The 16733-nt window shown below is 71.7% G+C and carries 17 protein-coding genes and 1 tRNA gene; 8 read left to right on the top strand and 10 right to left on the bottom strand.

Going from position 1 to position 16733, the window contains the following annotated elements; all coding sequences use genetic code 11:
• Window positions 1-116: 116 nt before the first annotated feature.
• The 3 genes from ACQPXD_RS42715 to ACQPXD_RS42705 form a co-directional block, all read right to left on the bottom strand.
• A complete protein-coding gene (locus tag ACQPXD_RS42715; protein WP_432828512.1) occupies window positions 117-611 on the bottom strand; it encodes a hypothetical protein in 495 nt (164 codons plus the stop codon).
• Between the two features lie 153 nt (window positions 612-764).
• On the bottom strand, window positions 765-1067 hold the full coding sequence (locus ACQPXD_RS42710; protein WP_432828510.1) for a MerR family transcriptional regulator: 303 nt from the start codon (window positions 1065-1067) through the stop codon (window positions 765-767).
• A 1667-nt stretch (window positions 1068-2734) separates the two neighbouring features.
• Window positions 2735-2806, bottom strand: a tRNA-Val gene (locus ACQPXD_RS42705).
• A gap of 75 nt (window positions 2807-2881) precedes the next feature.
• On the opposite strand from ACQPXD_RS42705, the gene ACQPXD_RS42700 reads away from it, so the two are divergent.
• The gene (locus ACQPXD_RS42700; protein ID WP_432828508.1) at window positions 2882-3919 is read left to right on the top strand and encodes a TRM11 family SAM-dependent methyltransferase; all 1038 of its coding nucleotides are present in this window, start codon (window positions 2882-2884) and stop codon (window positions 3917-3919) included.
• A 145-nt stretch (window positions 3920-4064) separates the two neighbouring features.
• On the opposite strand, the gene ACQPXD_RS42695 is transcribed toward ACQPXD_RS42700, so the two are convergent.
• On the bottom strand, window positions 4065-4163 hold the full coding sequence (locus ACQPXD_RS42695; protein ID WP_432844164.1) for an aldo/keto reductase: 99 nt from the start codon (window positions 4161-4163) through the stop codon (window positions 4065-4067).
• A gap of 169 nt (window positions 4164-4332) precedes the next feature.
• Window positions 4333-4485 carry a hypothetical protein gene (locus ACQPXD_RS42690; RefSeq protein ID WP_432828506.1) on the bottom strand — a complete coding sequence of 51 codons (153 nt, stop codon included), beginning with the start codon at window positions 4483-4485 and terminating at the stop codon, window positions 4333-4335.
• Between the two features lie 420 nt (window positions 4486-4905).
• Between ACQPXD_RS42690 and ACQPXD_RS42685 the strand changes: the two genes are divergently transcribed.
• Window positions 4906-5709: an SDR family oxidoreductase gene (locus tag ACQPXD_RS42685; protein ID WP_432828504.1), complete on the top strand. Its 804-nt coding sequence runs from the start codon at window positions 4906-4908 to the stop codon at window positions 5707-5709.
• A 4-nt stretch (window positions 5710-5713) separates the two neighbouring features.
• Here the strand turns inward: ACQPXD_RS42685 and ACQPXD_RS42680 are convergent, their stop codons facing one another.
• The 4 genes from ACQPXD_RS42680 to ACQPXD_RS42665 are packed head-to-tail and all read right to left on the bottom strand — an operon-like array spanning window position 5714 to window position 7500.
• Window positions 5714-6103: a TIGR03618 family F420-dependent PPOX class oxidoreductase gene (locus ACQPXD_RS42680; protein WP_432828502.1), complete on the bottom strand. Its 390-nt coding sequence runs from the start codon at window positions 6101-6103 to the stop codon at window positions 5714-5716.
• Between the two features lie 13 nt (window positions 6104-6116).
• Window positions 6117-6749 carry a TetR/AcrR family transcriptional regulator gene (locus ACQPXD_RS42675; protein WP_432828500.1) on the bottom strand — a complete coding sequence of 211 codons (633 nt, stop codon included), beginning with the start codon at window positions 6747-6749 and terminating at the stop codon, window positions 6117-6119.
• Between the two features lie 54 nt (window positions 6750-6803).
• Window positions 6804-7052, bottom strand: coding sequence for a DUF3817 domain-containing protein (locus ACQPXD_RS42670; protein WP_432828498.1), 249 nt, complete (start codon window positions 7050-7052; stop codon window positions 6804-6806).
• A 1-nt stretch (window position 7053) separates the two neighbouring features.
• Window positions 7054-7500 (bottom strand): DUF2269 family protein, encoded by a 447-nt coding sequence (locus ACQPXD_RS42665; protein WP_432828496.1) that lies wholly within the window; start codon window positions 7498-7500, stop codon window positions 7054-7056.
• Between the two features lie 486 nt (window positions 7501-7986).
• On the opposite strand from ACQPXD_RS42665, the gene ACQPXD_RS42660 reads away from it, so the two are divergent.
• The 3 genes from ACQPXD_RS42660 to ACQPXD_RS42650 all read left to right on the top strand — a co-directional run bounded on the left by ACQPXD_RS42660 (window position 7987) and on the right by ACQPXD_RS42650 (window position 13476).
• A complete protein-coding gene (locus ACQPXD_RS42660) occupies window positions 7987-9096 on the top strand; it encodes a condensation domain-containing protein (protein WP_432828494.1) in 1110 nt (369 codons plus the stop codon).
• Window positions 9093-10253: an FAD-dependent monooxygenase gene (locus ACQPXD_RS42655; protein WP_432828492.1), complete on the top strand. Its 1161-nt coding sequence runs from the start codon at window positions 9093-9095 to the stop codon at window positions 10251-10253. The genes ACQPXD_RS42660 and ACQPXD_RS42655 overlap by 4 nt, the downstream gene beginning before the upstream one ends.
• Before the next feature lie 169 nt (window positions 10254-10422).
• Window positions 10423-13476 carry an AfsR/SARP family transcriptional regulator gene (locus tag ACQPXD_RS42650; protein WP_432828490.1) on the top strand — a complete coding sequence of 1018 codons (3054 nt, stop codon included), beginning with the start codon at window positions 10423-10425 and terminating at the stop codon, window positions 13474-13476.
• 17 nt (window positions 13477-13493) lie between these two features.
• On the opposite strand, the gene ACQPXD_RS42645 is transcribed toward ACQPXD_RS42650, so the two are convergent.
• On the bottom strand, window positions 13494-13694 hold the full coding sequence (locus ACQPXD_RS42645) for a hypothetical protein (protein ID WP_432828488.1): 201 nt from the start codon (window positions 13692-13694) through the stop codon (window positions 13494-13496).
• Window positions 13695-13944: 250 nt separating this feature from the next.
• Here ACQPXD_RS42645 and ACQPXD_RS42640 point away from each other — a divergent pair, with 250 nt between their 5' ends.
• From ACQPXD_RS42640 to ACQPXD_RS42630, 3 genes are all read left to right on the top strand, one after another.
• Window positions 13945-15279: a helix-turn-helix domain-containing protein gene (locus tag ACQPXD_RS42640; protein WP_432828487.1), complete on the top strand. Its 1335-nt coding sequence runs from the start codon at window positions 13945-13947 to the stop codon at window positions 15277-15279.
• A 117-nt stretch (window positions 15280-15396) separates the two neighbouring features.
• Window positions 15397-16419 (top strand): beta-ketoacyl-ACP synthase III, encoded by a 1023-nt coding sequence (locus tag ACQPXD_RS42635; protein ID WP_432828485.1) that lies wholly within the window; start codon window positions 15397-15399, stop codon window positions 16417-16419.
• Window positions 16420-16485: 66 nt separating this feature from the next.
• Complete coding sequence (locus tag ACQPXD_RS42630) at window positions 16486-16728, top strand: acyl carrier protein (protein WP_432828483.1); 243 nt, start codon at window positions 16486-16488, stop codon at window positions 16726-16728.
• Window positions 16729-16733 lie beyond the last annotated feature (5 nt).

The raw sequence follows: 16733 nt of genomic DNA, 5'->3' as shown, positions 1-16733 counted from the left end.
AAACCGATTTTCTAAAGGGATGCGGACACGCTAACCGGTCCGCGAATCTTGGTCAACCCGTAACGCGGAAGAAACACGGCGACCGTTCGGCGCGCCATGCACGGTGACGGCCGGGGTCATCCGCGGAGGGCGAGGGCCTGCGCGGGCGGGGTGCGCAGCGCGTGCCGGGCCGGGATCTCGGTGGCCAGAAAGGCGATCGCGGCGACCGTGGCGGCGGCCGGCAGCAGCCACGCCGGGCCGGCGGCCCAGAGGCGGCCGAGGAAGGCGACGCCGAGCAGGACGAGCGGCGTGGCGGACAGCGCGGTGGCTGCGCCGAGCGCGTAGGCGTTGACGGGGGCGGCCTCGCGGCGCAGCATCGCGCGGATCTGCCGCGGGGCGGTGCCGATGAGCCGCAGCGCGTCCAGTTCGGTGCGGCGGGCGGCGGTGGCGGCGATCAGCTTGTTCGCGATGCCGGGCAGCGGGTAGCCGATCAGCACGCCGACGAGGGCCAGGTTCACCCAGACCTGCGGCGGCGTGCCGCCGAGGCCGGCCGTGTCGCCGGTGAGGCCGCCGAGAGTGCCGGAGCGGACCCAGCGGTCCAGTGTGGACGGTGCGGCCGCGGTGAGGCCCAACCTGCCACCAGACGGTGAAACCGTTACGCCGCAACAACAATCGACGAACCTAACAAAGCACTACTAGGTGCGTTTCCGGGACACGACCCCGACAGCCGGGATCGATAGGGTGTACCGGTTGTCGCCTGCACCTGGCCGCGGGCGGGTGCAGGGTCAGGTGCGGTCGCGTTCTGCGTTGATGCGTAGCGCTTCCTCGAGCTGGTCTTCGAGGATGATGATCCGGCAGGCGGCCTCGATGGCGGTGCCTTGGTCGACCATTTCCCGGGCGCGGGCGGCGAGGCGCAACTGGTAGCGGGAGTAGCGGCGGTGTCCGCCGGCGGAGCGTTGCGGGGTGATGAGTTTGAGCTCGTCGAGGCGGCGGAGGAAGTCCTGTGAAGTGCCGACGATGTCCGCGGCGCGGCCCATCGTGTAGGCGGGGTAGTCCTCGTCGCCGAACAGGTCATCGGGTTGGGCCATAGTGCCTCCGCGTCGAGGGCCCCGGCGCTGCCGCGCCGGGGCCCAAGGTTATGGGTCAAACACCATCTACCGACATGTCCGTCGGCTTGTCTTTTCCGCCCCGAACGCCACAGACAGCGTCGGATGCGAGGATCGCGTAAGCGTGACCGGTGACCACCTCTCGTTCGATGGAAACAGCGGTGTCCGCCCAGCTGAACTGCGGCCGGTGCGGGCGATCCAACGGTGTAGAGCCCTCCCTTTCCTCTGCTTCTCTTCGTGTTGCCGTGTGGTGCTCTGTGCTGCACTCCGCCAGTGCTGAGGGTCCACGTAACTTCACGACCCACCGGCGGCGAACTGCCCTCCGGGCGATGCCACCAACGAAAACCATGGCTCGCCCACCTGCACCCCGGACCTCCGGGGCTTCCATCTCGTACTGCCGTGCTGAGCGAACCGTGGTGTTACCGGCTCAGCTCGCCGCCCAACTGTCGGGGCGGCTCGTCAGCGTCTCTCATACTCCCTGTTCTCGACTTGAGAAAGATTAGTCGGCGATGGAAAGCATGTCTAGTGTCTTCAGCATAGATTCTCTGGGTGATCCACCGGAGCCCCTGGGCAGGGCTGATCGCGCGGGGCCGGTCATCGGCCGTCGCGCCGCACCGGCTGGCGGGGCATGGGGCCATCGGTAACCTCTGGCTCCGAGGACACGGAGAGGGTTAGACGGACGATGGACTTTCTCGGCCGAGGTTCAGACACAGCCCGACGATCAGATCGTCATGGTGCTCCGCGGTGAGCTGCAGCAGGCCACCGCCGTCCAGTTCCGTCACGCAGTCACCGACGACTCGCGTCTGCGCGGGGAGCGCCTTCGGCCTGGGCTAGCTGCCGGGAGTTGGTCTGGACCCCCACGTGCTGGGGGAGCACGCATGCGCGAAGGCAATGCTGCGCACGCAGAAGGGACCACCCCGCGTGCGCGGGGAGCACGCAGCGGTGTTGACCGCCCCCGCCCGCACCACGGGACCACCCCCGCGTGCGCGGGGAGCACAGCCGATCCGCTAGTTGGGCGAGTGTGCGTTCCGGTCTGGCTACGTAGCCGGCGCAGAGGTGTGCCGAGAGGCGGCGCACGTACCACGCTGGTCCGTGTACACAGCAGCTGTCCGCACTGGCCAGTTGCGTGACTCCGTCGAAGACGGCGACCAGGTCGCCGATGGCGAGCGCATAGTCTTCGTTCGGCCGGCCCGGTGCGGCAGCGGTCGCGAATCGCACTTTCATCAACGATGTGTCGGTGGCCAGTTCGTCATCCCGATCCGCCTCGACTTGCAATGGGTGCTGCTCAGCGTCGTTGGGCAGCCGAACGGTCACGTCCTCCGTGAACCGCACGGGGGCGTAGCCAAGGGCTGCAAGGCGTGAGCACGACCCTCCTTTACCGGCGTCCTCGCGCTGCAGGCTCTGGTCAAGTGTGTCCTCGCCGCTACGAAGGGTTCTTCGGACCGGCCGGTCGTGTCCGAGGCAGCCGATGCGAAGTGAGGCCGGGTCCGGGCAAGCGAAGCGAAGCCAGTGCCGATGCGAAGCGAGGCATCGGGGGGTGCAGGGGTGGCGCAGCCCCCCGCCATGAGCGAGCGAAGCGAGCGGGAGGAATCCACCGCCGATACGACGAAAGAGGGCGAAGCCCTATGAGTAGGCTCCGCCCTCGGCGGTGGGCGATACTGGGATCGAACCAGTGACCTCTTCGGTGTGAACGAAGCGCGCTCCCGCTGCGCCAATCGCCCGCGGAGTTGAACTGTACCCTACTGACCCCGGGGGTCGCATCTGGGTATGAGGCGTGTCGGTAGGGTGGGAGCCCTATGGCGCAATATGCACTGCTCATCCTGCCCTCCGCCAACCGTGTCTACGCCGACTCGGCGGTCGAGTTGACCGTGGCCGAGCTCATGGCGTTCGAGCGGGGGGTACTGCGCAAGGGCGTGGCCGAGGTCGGCACGCGGTCGGTCGGCGGGGTGCCGTATGTCACCTTCGAGGCCGGTGAGCTGGACGAACGCGACTTGGCGGTGCTGGGGAACCTGTCGGCGGTGTATGCGCTGTTCGAGGTGGTGGGGGAACTGCTGCGGCCGGTTGAGCTGCGGCGGCTCGACCGGTTCGACGACGACCTGATCACGATCCAGAAGTACCCCGGCAAAACCAACGAACAATTCACCAAGCTGCTGCTGAACGTGACGCTGCTGGCCTCGGGATTTGGCGGCGAGCTGCTGGAGCGGCGGTTTCGGGTGCTCGACCCGCTGTGTGGGCGGGGGACCACGCTCAATCAGGCGCTCATGTACGGGTTCGACGCGGCCGGCGTGGATCGGGATCAGAAGGATTTCGAGGCGTACTCCGCGTTCATCCAGACGTGGCTCAAGCGGAAGCGGATCAAGCACAAGGCCGAGTTCGGGCCGGTGCGGCGGGAGCGGCAGGTCGTGGCGAAGCGGCTGCGGATCGAGCTGGCGGCGGAGAAGGGCGACTACAAGGCGGGGGAAACGCAGCTCCTCGACGTCGTCAACACCGATACCGTGCGGGCCCGGGAGTTCTTCAAGGACGGCTCGTTCGACCTGATCATGACCGATGCGCCCTACGGCGTGCAGCACGGCAGCCGTACCGCCGGGAAAGGTCTTGTCCGCAGCCCGGAGGACCTGCTCGCGGAGGCGGCGCCGGTGTGGGCGCGGCTGCTGCGCGGCGGCGGGGCGCTCGGGATCGCGTGGAACACGTTCGTGGTCAAGCGGGAGCTGGCCGCCGGGCTGCTGGAGCGGGCGGGGCTGGAGGTGGTGGACGAGGAGCCCTATCGCTCGTTCCGCCACCGGGTGGACCAGGCCATCATGCGAGACGTCCTGGTGGCCCGGAAGCCGGCCTAGAGGCGCGCGCGCATGGCCTCATGATTTGAAATTGGCTCATATCGGATAATCGCTGCCATATCCGACATGAGTGGCGGCCGGTGACGCAGGTCATAACCATGCCCGCCGGCGGGTGGCATCTAGGCTAAACAATTGCTGAACCTGTTCAGCATCGCCGTCTCGTGCTTGCCTGCCCCAGGATCTCCTCGCTGCCGCCGTCGGAGTAGATGTTGGCGGTGTCGAAGAAGGTGACGCCGGCCTCCAGCGCCTGCCGGATCAGGGCCCGGCTCGCCGCTGCCGGTAGCGTCCATCAATCGGCGCCCCGGCCTGGGTCGCCGAAGCTCATGCCGCCGAGGCAGAGCCGGGACACCACCAGGCCGGTGCTGCCTAATCGGGTGTACCGCATAGTCGCTCCTCTGTGCCGTGCCGCCGGCTCACCCGGCGGCGCGGGGCAGCGTGAACAGCAGGGCGGCGGAGCCGGCCGCGATGACGGCCAGCGTGAGCGCGAGGACGGCGAGCCCGGGTGCGACCGCCACGCCGACGGCGAACAGCGAGTACCCACAGCCGGAAATGACGGTGGCGAGCAACTCGCTGCTGCGCTGTCGGGTTCATCGTGCACGAGCCGCTGGAGTACCTGTTCGAGGATGCCGCGGCCCGGCTCACGATGACCGGCGTGGCGCAGGCGTGCGGGGAGGTCGGCTCGTCGCTGGTGCTCGTGCCGCGGGCCGAGCCGGGCCGGCCGGACGTGGTCACCTCGGCGCTGGTCGACGGTTTCGTCGCGTTCTGCGACCCGCTGGACCGGGCGCGGCTGGAGTCCCTGCGCACCCGCCGGCTGCCGGTCGTCGGCCTGGACGTGCCGATCGAGCCCGGCCGGCCGTATGTCGGCATCGACGACCGCGCGGCGGCCCGCCTGGCGGCGGCCCACGTCGCGGCGCTCGGCCACCGCCGGCCGCGACCGCCGCACCGCCGCGCTGAGCTACCCGCCGGGCGCCGGGTATGGTGCGGCGATGGATCGCACCGCGCTGGTCACCGGGGCATCGTCGGGCATCGGGAAGGCGACGGCGGCGGCGCTGGTCGCGCGGGGCTACCGGGTCCTGGGCACCAGCCGCCATCCGGAGTCGCTCACCGCCGAGCAACAGGCGGAAGGGGTCGAGTACCTCCCGCTCGACCTCGGCGACGAGGCGTCGATCGAGGAGCTCGCCGGGGTGGCCGGCCCCGTCGACGTGCTGGTGAACAACGCGGGGGAGAGCCAGTCCGGGCCGTTCGAGGAACTGCCCGGCGACGCGCTGCGCCGGTTGTTCCAGGTCAACGTGTTCGCGCCGGTCCGGCTCACCCAGCTGATCGTGCCCGGCATGCGCGAGCGTCGTCGCGGCCGGGTGGTCATGGTCGGGTCGATGCTGGCGTCGTTTCCGCTGGCGTACCGCTCGTCGTACGTCGCGTCGAAGGCCGCGCTGAAGGGCTTCAGCGACGGGGCCCGGCACGAGTACTCCCCGTTCGGCGTCTGGCTGACCACCGTCGAGCCCGGATCGATCAGCACCGGGCTCAGCGCCCGCCGCACGAAGTACACCTCGGAAAACTCGCCACACCGAGGAGACTTCGAGCGGATGCTGGCCGCGCTCGACCGCAACGAGCGGGCCGGGGTGTCGGCGGAGCGGGTGGCCGCGACCATCGTCAAGGCGATCGAGGCCCCCCGGCCCAAAGCGCACTACGCGGTGGGCAGCAACGCCGCGCTCGTCTTCCCGCTGCGCCGGCTGTTGCCCTCAGGGCTGGTGGAGAAGGCCACCCACCGCCGGCACGACCTGCGCCGCTGAGCGGCTACCTGGTCGGGACGTGCAGCTTGTCGACCTTGATGGTGAGCACGACGCGCTGTTCGCCGCCGTAGCCGGGGTAGGGGCGGCCCAGGTACTTCTGCGACAGCTCGTCGATGTGCTCCCGCGCGTTGTCCGTCGTCGCGGTCACCACGCTGCCGCGCAGTGCCCAGGATCGCAGCGGTGCGGCGGGGTCCGCGATGCCGACGGCGACGCGTGGGTCGCGCTCGATGTTGCGGATCTTCTGGTGGGTGGCCACCGTGTTGATCAGGACGTGCTCGCCGTCGGTGTCGACCCAGGTCTGGCTGACATGGGGTGAGCCGTCCGGCATGAGCGTCGTCACGAAGCAGATGGCCGGCGAGGTGAGGACGTCCTGCAGGTCGTGGGGGAGTGGCATGGTGGTGGGACCTTCACTTCGTGTCGTTGATGTAGAGGCGTTCGATGATCTCGTCGCCGGGCGGGGTGCCGGGCAGGTCCGCGTGGCGCAGTCCGGCCAGGGCGACGGCCAGGGCTCGGCGCCAGAGGTGCGGCGCGAACCCCCGGGCGGCGTCCATGACGCTGCCGACCATCAGGTGCACGGCGACGAAGTCGCCAGGGGTGACGCCGGCCGGTAGTTGCCCCTCGCGGACGGCTCGTGCGATCAGCTCCGCCACCAGCGGGGTCATCCGGGCGTGCGCCTGCTTGACGAGCGTGGAGGACTGCTGGTGGCCGCGGAGCAGCTGCCCGAGTCCACGGTTGTCCGCTTCGAGCTCGAGTTGCCGCTCGAGGAACCAGGTGAGCGCGGCCCAGGGATCGCCGTGCCGCGCGGCCTGTTCCGCGAGGCTCGTCACCGTGTCGATGTGCTCGCTGAACAGAGCGTCGACGAGATCCTGCCGCTGTGGAAAGCGGCGATACATGGTGCCGGTCCCCGTGCCGGCCGCGCGGGCGATCTCCTCGTACGACACGTCGAGCCCGTCGCGCGCCATGAGCTCGTAGGCGGTGCGCAGCAGGAGCTGGCGGTTGCGCTCGGCGTCGCGACGCAGCGGCTGGGGCGGGTCGGGCACGCCGTGATCATAGCGAAGTGGAAACCCGGTTCTCAAGTTGAATTTTCATTCCATTTATGCCCCGAACCGGGCGCGCCGCAGGGCGAGCAGGCCGCCGATGATCGGGACGGCGGCGAGCAGCGTCGTGGACCTCGAGCGGGTGAGGTGCAGCGCGGTGCCGATCACGAGCAGGTAGGCGCAGCCGTGGATCGGGCCGAAGAGGGGCACCACCGCCGGGATGTGGACGGTCGCCAGGTTCGTCAGGAGTACGGCGAGGCTGAGCAGCTCGACGACCGCGGCGACGCGCAACAGGGTAATGGGCACGTCACACCCCCGTGGTCGAGCCCGGGCGGACGATCATCAGGACGACCACGACCGCCCACAGCAGGTTGAAGACGCCGGTGAGCATGCCCAGGCGCGCCGCCGACCGATCGCCGGGCGGTGCGGTGGCGCCGGCGGATACCCTGGCCAGCAGGGCCTGCTGGCGCGGCAGGATGGCCAGGCCCAGCAGCCCGGCCGCCAGGACCGTCAGGGCGATCGAGGTCAGCAGCCAGGCGTCGCCGAGCACGCCGAGGCTGCTCGCCGTCGCCAGGCCGAAGACGGGAACCGCGACGCCGATGACGGCATAGACCGTGCAGACGCGGTACAGCAGGCGCAGCGCGTCGGCGTCGCCGCGGCGGGCGGCGGCGGGGAACATGCTCGCGGCCACCGCGACCGGGCCGATGGCGATGATCGCGGCCAGGACATGCAGGCTCAACAGGACCTTTGTCACGGAACCCGAAGGTAGGCGGCCGCCGGTTCGCGAGACAGTGGCGAGAACGCCACATACCACCGGATTTCGGCCAGGCCGGTCAACGACCAAGAACCGTAAGGGGCCCCGGCGGCGCTTTCTTTCCGTGATCATGCCGAGGAGCGTCCCGAATGGCGGGATCTCCATGATCGTGGAGCGACGATGTACCAGGAGCGGCACCATCACTCCACGATCATGAGGATCCCAGCCAGTGGACGCCTCCGGTGCATGATCGCGGAAGCAAAACGCCGCACCGGCCGCAGGGGTCACCAGCGCCGCGCGCGGCGGGCGGGGCCGCTGCGGTTGAGCCGGTCGCCGGATGGGCGCGCGCCGGGGCCGGAGGCGGCCGGCCGCCGCCGTCGAATCCCGGTGAAAGCGCGCAAACGCTGCCATGAGTGCCGCTCGATCTGCCGCTCGGGGCCGTGTGCCGGTGATGCCATGGAGTCACCGATGACAACGGGAGTGGCGATGCACAGGCCGTTGAGCCCGGCCCAACTGCGGGTGTGGGAGGCGGGGCGGGAGCGTCCCGGCTTGAGCATGGCGGTCCGCCTGGACCTCGACGGGCCGCTCGACGCCGAGGCGCTGTGCGCGGCCATCGGCCGGGCGGTCCGGGAGGACGAGGCGCTGCGGCTGCGGTTCCGGGAGAGCGCCGCCGGGCCCGTGCAGGAGTTCGGGCCGCCGGTGGACTACGCGCCGGAGTTCGTCGAGACGACCGACGAGGGTGTCGAGCGGCTGATCCGGCAAGATGCCGGCGCCGCCGTCGACGTGCTGCGCGGGCCGCTGTTCCGGCACGTCGTGTTCCGGGTCGGGCCGCGGCGGCACGTCTGGTACCTGCGGGTGCACCACATCGTCCACGACGGACAGTCGCTGCTGCTGGTGCAGAACCGCGTCGCCGCCCTCTACGGCGGCTCCGCCGAAGCGGGCTTCGGCTCGTTCTCCCGGCTGCTCGACGACCAGGTCGCCTATGCCGGGTCCGCGGCGTGGCGGCGGGATGCCGAGCACTGGCGGCAGACGCTCGACGGCGCGCGCGAACCCGTCCACACGGCGCCGCTGGAGCGGGCGGCCGGCTCGGTCGCGCTCGACGGTCAGTGGGAGCCGGTCGTCGTCGCCGCGGTGGCCGTCGACCAGTGGCGGCGGACCGGGCCGGCGGACGTGGTGCTGAACCTGCCGCTGCCCGGGCGGGTCGGGGCCGCGGCCCGCAACGTGCCCGGGATGCTGGTCAACGTCGTGCCGCTGCGGATCCGGGTCGGTCCCGGCCGGACGGTCGACGAGGTCGTCGGCGATGTGCGGTCGGCGATGCGCAAAGCCCAGTGGCACCAGCGTTTTCCCCACCCGTACCGGCCGCGGCCCTATGTGACGGTCCTCGGTGACGAGCGGGTCCTGCGCTTCGGCGAGGCGACGGCCACCGCCACCCTGCTCTGCACCGGCAGCCCGCCGGACTCGCCGGTCGTCACCGCCGTGCGGCGGGGCGGCCGGGTCTCGCTCGACATCGTCGCCGACGGTGCCGCGCACTTCACCACCCTGCTCACCGCCGTGGCCGAAGGCGGCCCGGCCCGACTGGAGGACATAATCCGATGAAGGCGCTGGTAGTGGGTTGTGGGATCGCCGGATCGGTGACGGCGGTGGCGCTGCAGCGCGCCGGGATCGCCGTCACCGTGTGCGAGGCGTACGACCGGTCGGCCGACGGGGTCGGTGCGTACCTGAGCCTCACGACCAACGGACTGTCCATTCTCGACGAGCTGGGACTGCTCCGCGAGGTGGTGGCCCGCGGGTTCACCACGCCGAGGCTGGTGGTGTCCACGTTCGACGGCAAGGAGCTCGGCACGCTCAGCTACGGCGCCCCGCTGCGGGACGGGACCGCGGCGCAGACCCTCCGGCGCGCGGACCTGTACCAGGTGCTGCGCGACGCATGTGCGCGGACGGGCGCGCAGGTGGTGTACGGCAAGCGCCTGGTCGGCGCCGAGACCGGCGCGGACGGGGTGGTCGCCCGATTCGCGGACGGCTCCACCGAGCACGCCGACGTCCTGATCGGCGCGGACGGGCTGCGGTCGGTGGCGCGGCGGATCATCGACCCGGACGCGCCCGCGCTGCGCTACACCGGGGTGACCGAGACCGGCGGCTACGCCCGCGGCCTGCGGCTGGACGCCGAGCCCGGCGTGCTGCGGCTGATCTACGGCAGGGGCGGGCTGTTCTGCTACATCCCGCACCCCGACGGCGAGGTGTGGTGGTTCACACAGCCGCCGTCGAAGGCGGAGCCGGACCGCGACGAGCTGGCCGCGACCCCGCAGGACGTGCTGCGGGCCCGGATACTGGCCCAGGTCGCGGGCGACCGGGGGCCGGCCGCCCGGATCATCGAGGCCACCGAGGAGATCCTGCGCCCGTGGGCCGGCTACGACATGCCGTCGCTGCGGACCTGGCGCCGCGGCCGGATGGTGCTGGTGGGCGACGCCGCGCACGCCGCGTCGCCCGCGTCCGGGCAGGGCGCGTCGATGGCGCTGGAGGACGCGCTGGTCCTGGCGAAGTGCCTGCGCGACGTGGACGGCGTGCCGCAGGCGCTGGCGGAGTTCGAGACGCGCCGGCGCGACCGCGTCGAGCGGGTCGTCGCGCACGGCAAGCGCAACGGTGATCTCGGCGTCGTCGGCCGGATCGCCGCGCCCCTGGTGTTTCGGCACATGATCGACGTGCGGTGGATGACCGAGTTCCGGGAAACCTGGGCGGCACCGGCCCGTAGGTAAGGGCGATGAACGAACGACGATCATCAAGGACGACGGGCCGTCAGCGCAACCCCCCGCACGGCCCTAATCGATCACCCTTTGCGTGAATAGACAGCGACCGATCATACGGCCACGGTAGACAAAAGATACCTCAATTCTTTGAAGGTGCCGGCCTTGGAGGTTCTAACCGGTGTCCGTCGATGGCCAAGAGATCGATTCGTCACCGATCGTGTTCAGAGTCCTCGGTCCCCTCGAAGTCCACGGAACGGCCGGCCCGGTCCGCGTGCCGCCCGGCCGGCAGGAGATCATCCTTGCCGCGCTGCTGATGGACGCCAACCGCGTGGTCGGCAGCAACCACCTCGTGGACCTCGTCTGGGACGAGGATCCGCCGGACACCGCCCGCACCCAGGTGCAGATCTGCGTCTCCCGGCTGCGCAAGAGCTTCGCCGACGCGGGCGTCGACGCACCGATCGCCACCAGGCCGCCGGGGTACCTCATGCACGCCCCCGACGACCTCATCGACCTGCAGGTGTTCAACCGTCACGTGGCCCGGTCGCGCGCCCTGGTCAAGGAGGGCCGCCGCGCCGAGGCCGCCGAGCTGTTACGCGGCGCGGTCGCGCTCTGGCGCGGCCCATGCCTGAGCGGCATCCCGAGCGAAGCCCTGCGGACCAAGGCGCTGCGCATCGACGAGGAGCGGCTCTCCGCCGTCGAAACATATCTCGACCTCGAGCTGGAGCTCGGCCGTCATCACGAGCTGGTGGGCGAGATCGGGCGGCTGGTGCACGACTATCCCCTGCGGGAACGCCTGCGCGGCCAGCTCATGCTCGCGCTGCACCGATCCGGCCGGCAGGCCGAGGCGCTCGAAAGCTACCGTACCGGCCGGGACCTGCTGATCCAGGAACTCGGCCTGGAGCCGGGGGAGGACCTGCGCCGGCTGGAGATGGCGATCCTCTCCGGCAACGCCGCGCTCCTGCCGGAGGCCGGCCTGCCGCCGATCCGCGTCGCCGCCCGCGTCGCCTCGACCGTGATGGTGGACCCGGACCCCGAGCGACCGGCCCGCGCGCCGGCCGCCGCCTATCGCGTGGAGAAACCCCGGCAGCTGCCGGCCGACACCGCCGACTTCGTCGGGCGGCAGGACCTCGTCGCCGCCGCGGAGGCGGCGCTCACCGGCCCCGACCTGCCGCACCGCCCGGTCGGGGTGGTGGTGATCGTCGGGATGCCCGGCGTCGGCAAGAGCACGCTCGCGACGCACATCGCGCACCGGCTGGGCCGCGATCACTTCCCCGACGGGCAGCTCTACTGCGACCTGCGGGGCACCCGCGCCGAACCGGTCGAGGCGATGGAGGTGCTCGGCCGGTTCCTGCGGGCCCTCGGCATCCCCGGTGCGATGATCCCGGACGACGTCGACGAGCGCGCCGAGATGTACCGCAACCTGCTGGCCCAGCGGCGCACCCTGGTCGTGCTCGACGACGCGGCGTCGGAGAGCCAGATCGGTCCGCTGTTACCCGGCAGCGGGAGCTGCGCGGTGCTGGTCACCAGCCGCGCGCGGCTCACCGCACTGCCCGGCGCGCACCGCCTGGAGCTGGACATCCTCGACACCGCGCAGGCCCTCGAACTGCTCGGCCGGGTGATCGGCGAAGGCCGGGTGGCCCGGGAGCCGCAGGCCGCCGCGGCGCTGGTCGGCACGGTGGGCGGCCTCCCGCTGGCGTTACGGATCATCGCGGCCCGGCTGGCCGCCCGCCCGCACTGGACGCTGGCGTCCATGGTGCACCGGCTGGCCAACGAACGGCACCGGCTGGACGAGCTGACCCACGGCGAGATGACGATGCGCGCCAGCCTCTCCCTCACCCACGACGGGCTGGGCCGCACCGAACGGCAGCTCCTGCGCCTGCTGAGCCTCGCCGAGGGCGCGTCCCTGCCGGGCTGGCTGGCCGGCGCGCTGCTCGACGACCGCCGCGCGTTCCCGTCCGACCTGATGGAGCCGCTCGTCGACGTGCAGATGCTCGACGTCGTGGCGGTCGAGACGACCGGTGAGTTCCGGTACCGCTTCCACGAGATCATCCGGGTCTTCGCCCGGGAGCAGCTCGTCGTGCACGACAGCGAGGAGGTGCGGCGCTCGGCGCTGGAGCGGATGACCGGCGGCTGGCTCGCGCTGGCCGAGCAGGCCCACCGCCGCGTCTACGGCGGCGACTACACGATCCTGCACGGCACCGCCCCGCGCTGGCAGCCGCCGCCGACCTACGTCGAGCAGGTGCTCGCCGACCCGCTGGAGTGGCTCGACGGCGAGCACGCCAACCTCTGCGCCGCCGTCGAGCAGGCCGCCACGGCGGGCCTGGACGAGGTCTCGTGGGACCTCGCCGCGACGCTGGTGACGCTGTTCGAGGCGCGGGGCTACCTGGACCAGTGGGAGAAGACGCACCGGCAGGCGCTCGAGGCGGTCCGCCGGGCCGGCAACACCCGCGGCACCGCCGTGCTGCTCGGCTCGCTCGGCACGCTGTACAGCAGCCGCCGCCAGCCCCGGGAGTCCAGGGAGGCGCTGGAGTCCGCCCGGGCGCTGTTCGAGCGGCTGGGCGACCGGCACGGGCTGGCGCTGTGCCGGCGCGACCTGGCGTTGCTGGAGCGCCAGTACGGCGCCGACGAGGAGGCGTTACGGCTGTACGGGCTGGCGATCGACGACTTCGACACCGTCGGCGACGTGGTGGGCCGGGCGACCGTGCTGACCCAGCGGGCCCACATCAGGATGCGCCGCGGCGAGGGCGCGATCGCCCATACCGAGCTGGAGGAGGCGCTGGAGATCTACCGATCCGCCGGGTACGTCGGCGGTGAGGCGCAGGCGCTGCGCCGGGTCGGTCAGGTGCTGACCCAGCGCGGGGAGTCCGCGGAAGCGGAGCGGATCCTGGACAAGGTGCTCGGGATGGTCCGCCAGAGCGGCGACGTCATCGGGGAGGGCCATCTCCTGCGGAACCTCGGCGAGGTCAACGCCGACATGGGGCGTTTCCAGGAGGCGAAGGACCTGTTCGTGCGGGCACTGGCCATCCGCGAACAGGTCATGGATCACGGGGGTGCCGCGGTGGTACGGCTGGATCTCGCCCGGCTGATGGACCGGGCCGGCGAACCGGAGCCGGCCGCCGGGCTGCTGGAGCAGGCGATCGCGACGTTCCGGGAGCGGAGCATGCATCGCGAGATGAACGAGGCGGAGCAACTGCTGGCGGCGGTCACCGCCGCGCGGGGGCCGGCGGCCTGAGCCACCCCGGGCCGGCGTCAGTCCCAGGGGTTGTTCTGCGGCCGCTCGCCGCCCTGCGTCGGGGTGGGGACCGGCGCCGGCGAGCCGGTGGCGGCCGGGGCGGGGGTGCCCTCGGCCGGGGGCGTGGTGTCGGCGAACGCCGCACCGGCGCCGATCGCGAGGCCCGCGGCGACCGCACCGGTGGCAATGGCAATCTTGAGGGCGTCGACAGCGCGCATCTCGGTTGTCCCTTCATCCGTTTCCGTTCGGCTTGGAAACGACAGTAGGAACGGCGGCCTACCCGGGACTATCGCCGCTGCTATCCCGCGACTATCACCGCCGGCTATCTCCGGCGGGTTGGCGTCGCGATGGTGGGCTGATAACGGCCTCCGGACGATCGTAGGTGATCGGGACCGGCCGGAGAGGCAGCTATGACGGCTCTCGGCTACGCATCCCCCGGTCGACACCGCGACGAAGGAGATGCAAACAATGACCGTCGATGTAGTGGCCGGTGACGACCTCCCGAAGTTCGGGCGGCTGGTCCGGCAGCATCGGATCCGCATCGGGATGACGCAGCGGCAGCTCGCCGACTTCTCCACGATCAGCGTCCGGGCGATCCGCGATCTGGAGCAGGGCCGGGCGCGGCGCCCCCGCGAGGACACGGTACGGCTGCTCGCCGACGCGCTGCGGCTGGGCCCGCGGGCGCGCGCCGACCTCACCAGCGCCGCGTCCGCGGGCCGGCTGGTCTTCGGGCTGGGCTCCGGGTACGGCGACGAGACGCCCGCCCCGCCGGTCGCCGCCGACCCGATCGTCGCCCGCGAGTCGGAGCTCGCGGTCCTGCAGGGCGAGCTCGGCTCCGGCGCCGAGCGGCTGGTCAACGTCGTCGGGTTCAGCGGCGTCGGCAAGACCCGCCTGGTGCTCGAGGTGGCCACCAGGTTGCACGCCGCCGGCATGGCGGTGCTGTGGCACGCCATGCCGGGCGCCGTCGCCGACCACCGCCACCAGCCCGCCGAGCCGATCGCCGAGGTGGTACGGACCGCGGTCGAGGACCTGTTCGACATCCGGGACGACGGCCTCGCCGGGCTGGTGGACGTGGTGGGCGAGTCCGCGGCGTTACTCGTGGTCGACGGGGCCGACGGGTACGTCCCCCGCCCGGAGCGCCTGGACCTGCTGCTGCGGGACTGCCCCGGGCTGCGGATCGTCGTCACCAGTGACCGCCCGTGGGGGCTGCCGCAGGAGCGGCTGTACCTGCTGGGGCCGCTGGAGCTGCCGCACGTGCGGGACGAGCGCGACGCGCAGACCCTGGCGCAGGTGGCCGCCGTGCGGCTGTTCCTCGACCGGGTGCGGCGGGTCCGGCCGCAGTACACGCTGACGGACGCGGACGTGCCGGCCGTGGCGGAGATCTGCCGGCAGGTCGACGGCCTCCCGGTCGCGCTGCGGGCGGCCGCGTCCTGGCTCGTGGTGTACGAGCTGGACGTGCTGTACCGCTGCCTCGACGGCGACCCGGAGGGCCTGCTCGGCCACGTCGCCGGACCGGACGGCGGCCAAGGCTACCGCGACGACCTGACCCGCCGCCTCGACCGGCTCCCGGCCGGCGACCGGGACCTCCTCGGGCGGCTGTGCGAGCTCGGCGGGGAGTTCGAGCTCGACGACGTGGTGACGCTGACCGGGCTGCGGCTGCCCGACGCCGGCCGGCTGGTGCGCGGCCTGCTGCTGCACGGCGTCGTGCGGCCGTGGTACGAGGCGGGCCGCTGCCGGTTCGAGGTGCTCAACCTCGTGCTGGCCTGCCACCTGACCGCGCCGTCGACGCAAGTGCGGCCCTGACCGGCGATGGAAGCTGCTGCGCGAGTGCCGGGCGAACTGCCGCCCGGCCGCTCACGCCGGGTGTTCGATGGTCAAGCGGGTGACGCGGGCCCCGGAGCGGGCCGTGAAGGAGGAGCGATGTCCACGGTTGAACTGTCCACATCGGGCACCCCGGCGGCGGTCGTCACGGGCATCGGCGCCTGCCTGCCGGAGCGTGTGATCAAGAACGACGAGATCGCGGAACGGCTTGACGTCACCACCGACTGGATCCGCGAGCGCACCGGCATCGAGCAGCGGCACGTCCTCGAGCCGGGAGCGTCCACATCGGACCTCGCGACGGAGGCGGCCCGGCGGGCGCTGGAGTCCGCCGGCCTCGACCGGGTCGGCTTCCTCGTCATCGCCACCTGCACGCCCGACCACTCGATCCCGGGCACCGCGCCGGTCGTGGCGGCCCGGCTGGGTCTGGGCGGCATCCCCGCGTTCGACGTCAACGCCGCCTGCTCCGGCTTCCTGTACGCGCTGACCATCGGCGCCGGGCTGCTGGCGGCCGGGACGTACACCACGGGCCTGGTGATCGGCGCGGAGGCGATGAGCACCGTCCCCGACCCCGACGACCGGATGACCGCGCCGCTGTTCGGCGACGGCGCCGGTGCCGTCGTCATCCGGGCCGGCCGTCCCGACGAGCCGGGCGCACTCGCCGCCCGGCTGCTCGGCAGCGACGGCGAGCAGGCCGACCTGCTCGTGGTGCCCGCCGGCGGGGCGCGGCAGCGGGTGGCCGGCACCGTCCCCGAGCGCGCCGAGCAGTACCTGCAAATGCAGGGCCGGGTCGTCTACCGCAACGCGGTGGCCCGGATGACCGAGGCGTCGCAGGCCGTCATGAACGAGATGGGCTGGTCCGTCGAGGAGGTCGACTGGCTCGTCGGGCACCAGGCCAACAAGCGCATCCTCGACGCCACCGCGGCGGCGATCGGCATCCCGCCCGAGCGCGCGATCGTCAACGTCGACCGGGTCGCGAACACCTCGGCCGCCTCCATCCCGCTCGCCCTCGCCGACGCGGCGGAGAGCGGCCTGCTGCACCCGGGCGACCGGATCGTGCTCACCGCCTTCGGCGCCGGCCTCACCTGGGCCGCCGCCGCCATCACCTGGCCGGAACTCGGCTGAACCGTCCAGCCAACCCGTCACTCCCACCTGCGCTCGCCGAGCGCGCCGAACGAGAGGAACCGCGCCATGACCACCACGATCACCACCCTGGAGCACATCTCCGACATCGTCGTCGAGGTCGTGCCGGACCTGGAGGGCCGGATCCAGCCGACCGCGCGGCTCGGCGCCGAGCTCGGCGTCGACTCACTGTCCATTGTGAACATCGTGATGAAGATCGAGCAGGTGTTCGGCATCGCTATCGACGACAACGAGTTCGACCAGCTCCAGTCCGTGCAGGACATCTTCGACCTGGTGCTGCAGCGGCAGTGACCGGC

This window comes from Dactylosporangium sp. CA-092794, from assembly GCF_050948465.1.
Taxonomy (GTDB): domain Bacteria; phylum Actinomycetota; class Actinomycetes; order Mycobacteriales; family Micromonosporaceae; genus Dactylosporangium.
The sequence above is the reverse complement of the archived record's forward strand: the minus strand, read 5'-3'. Positions and strand labels throughout refer to the sequence as shown.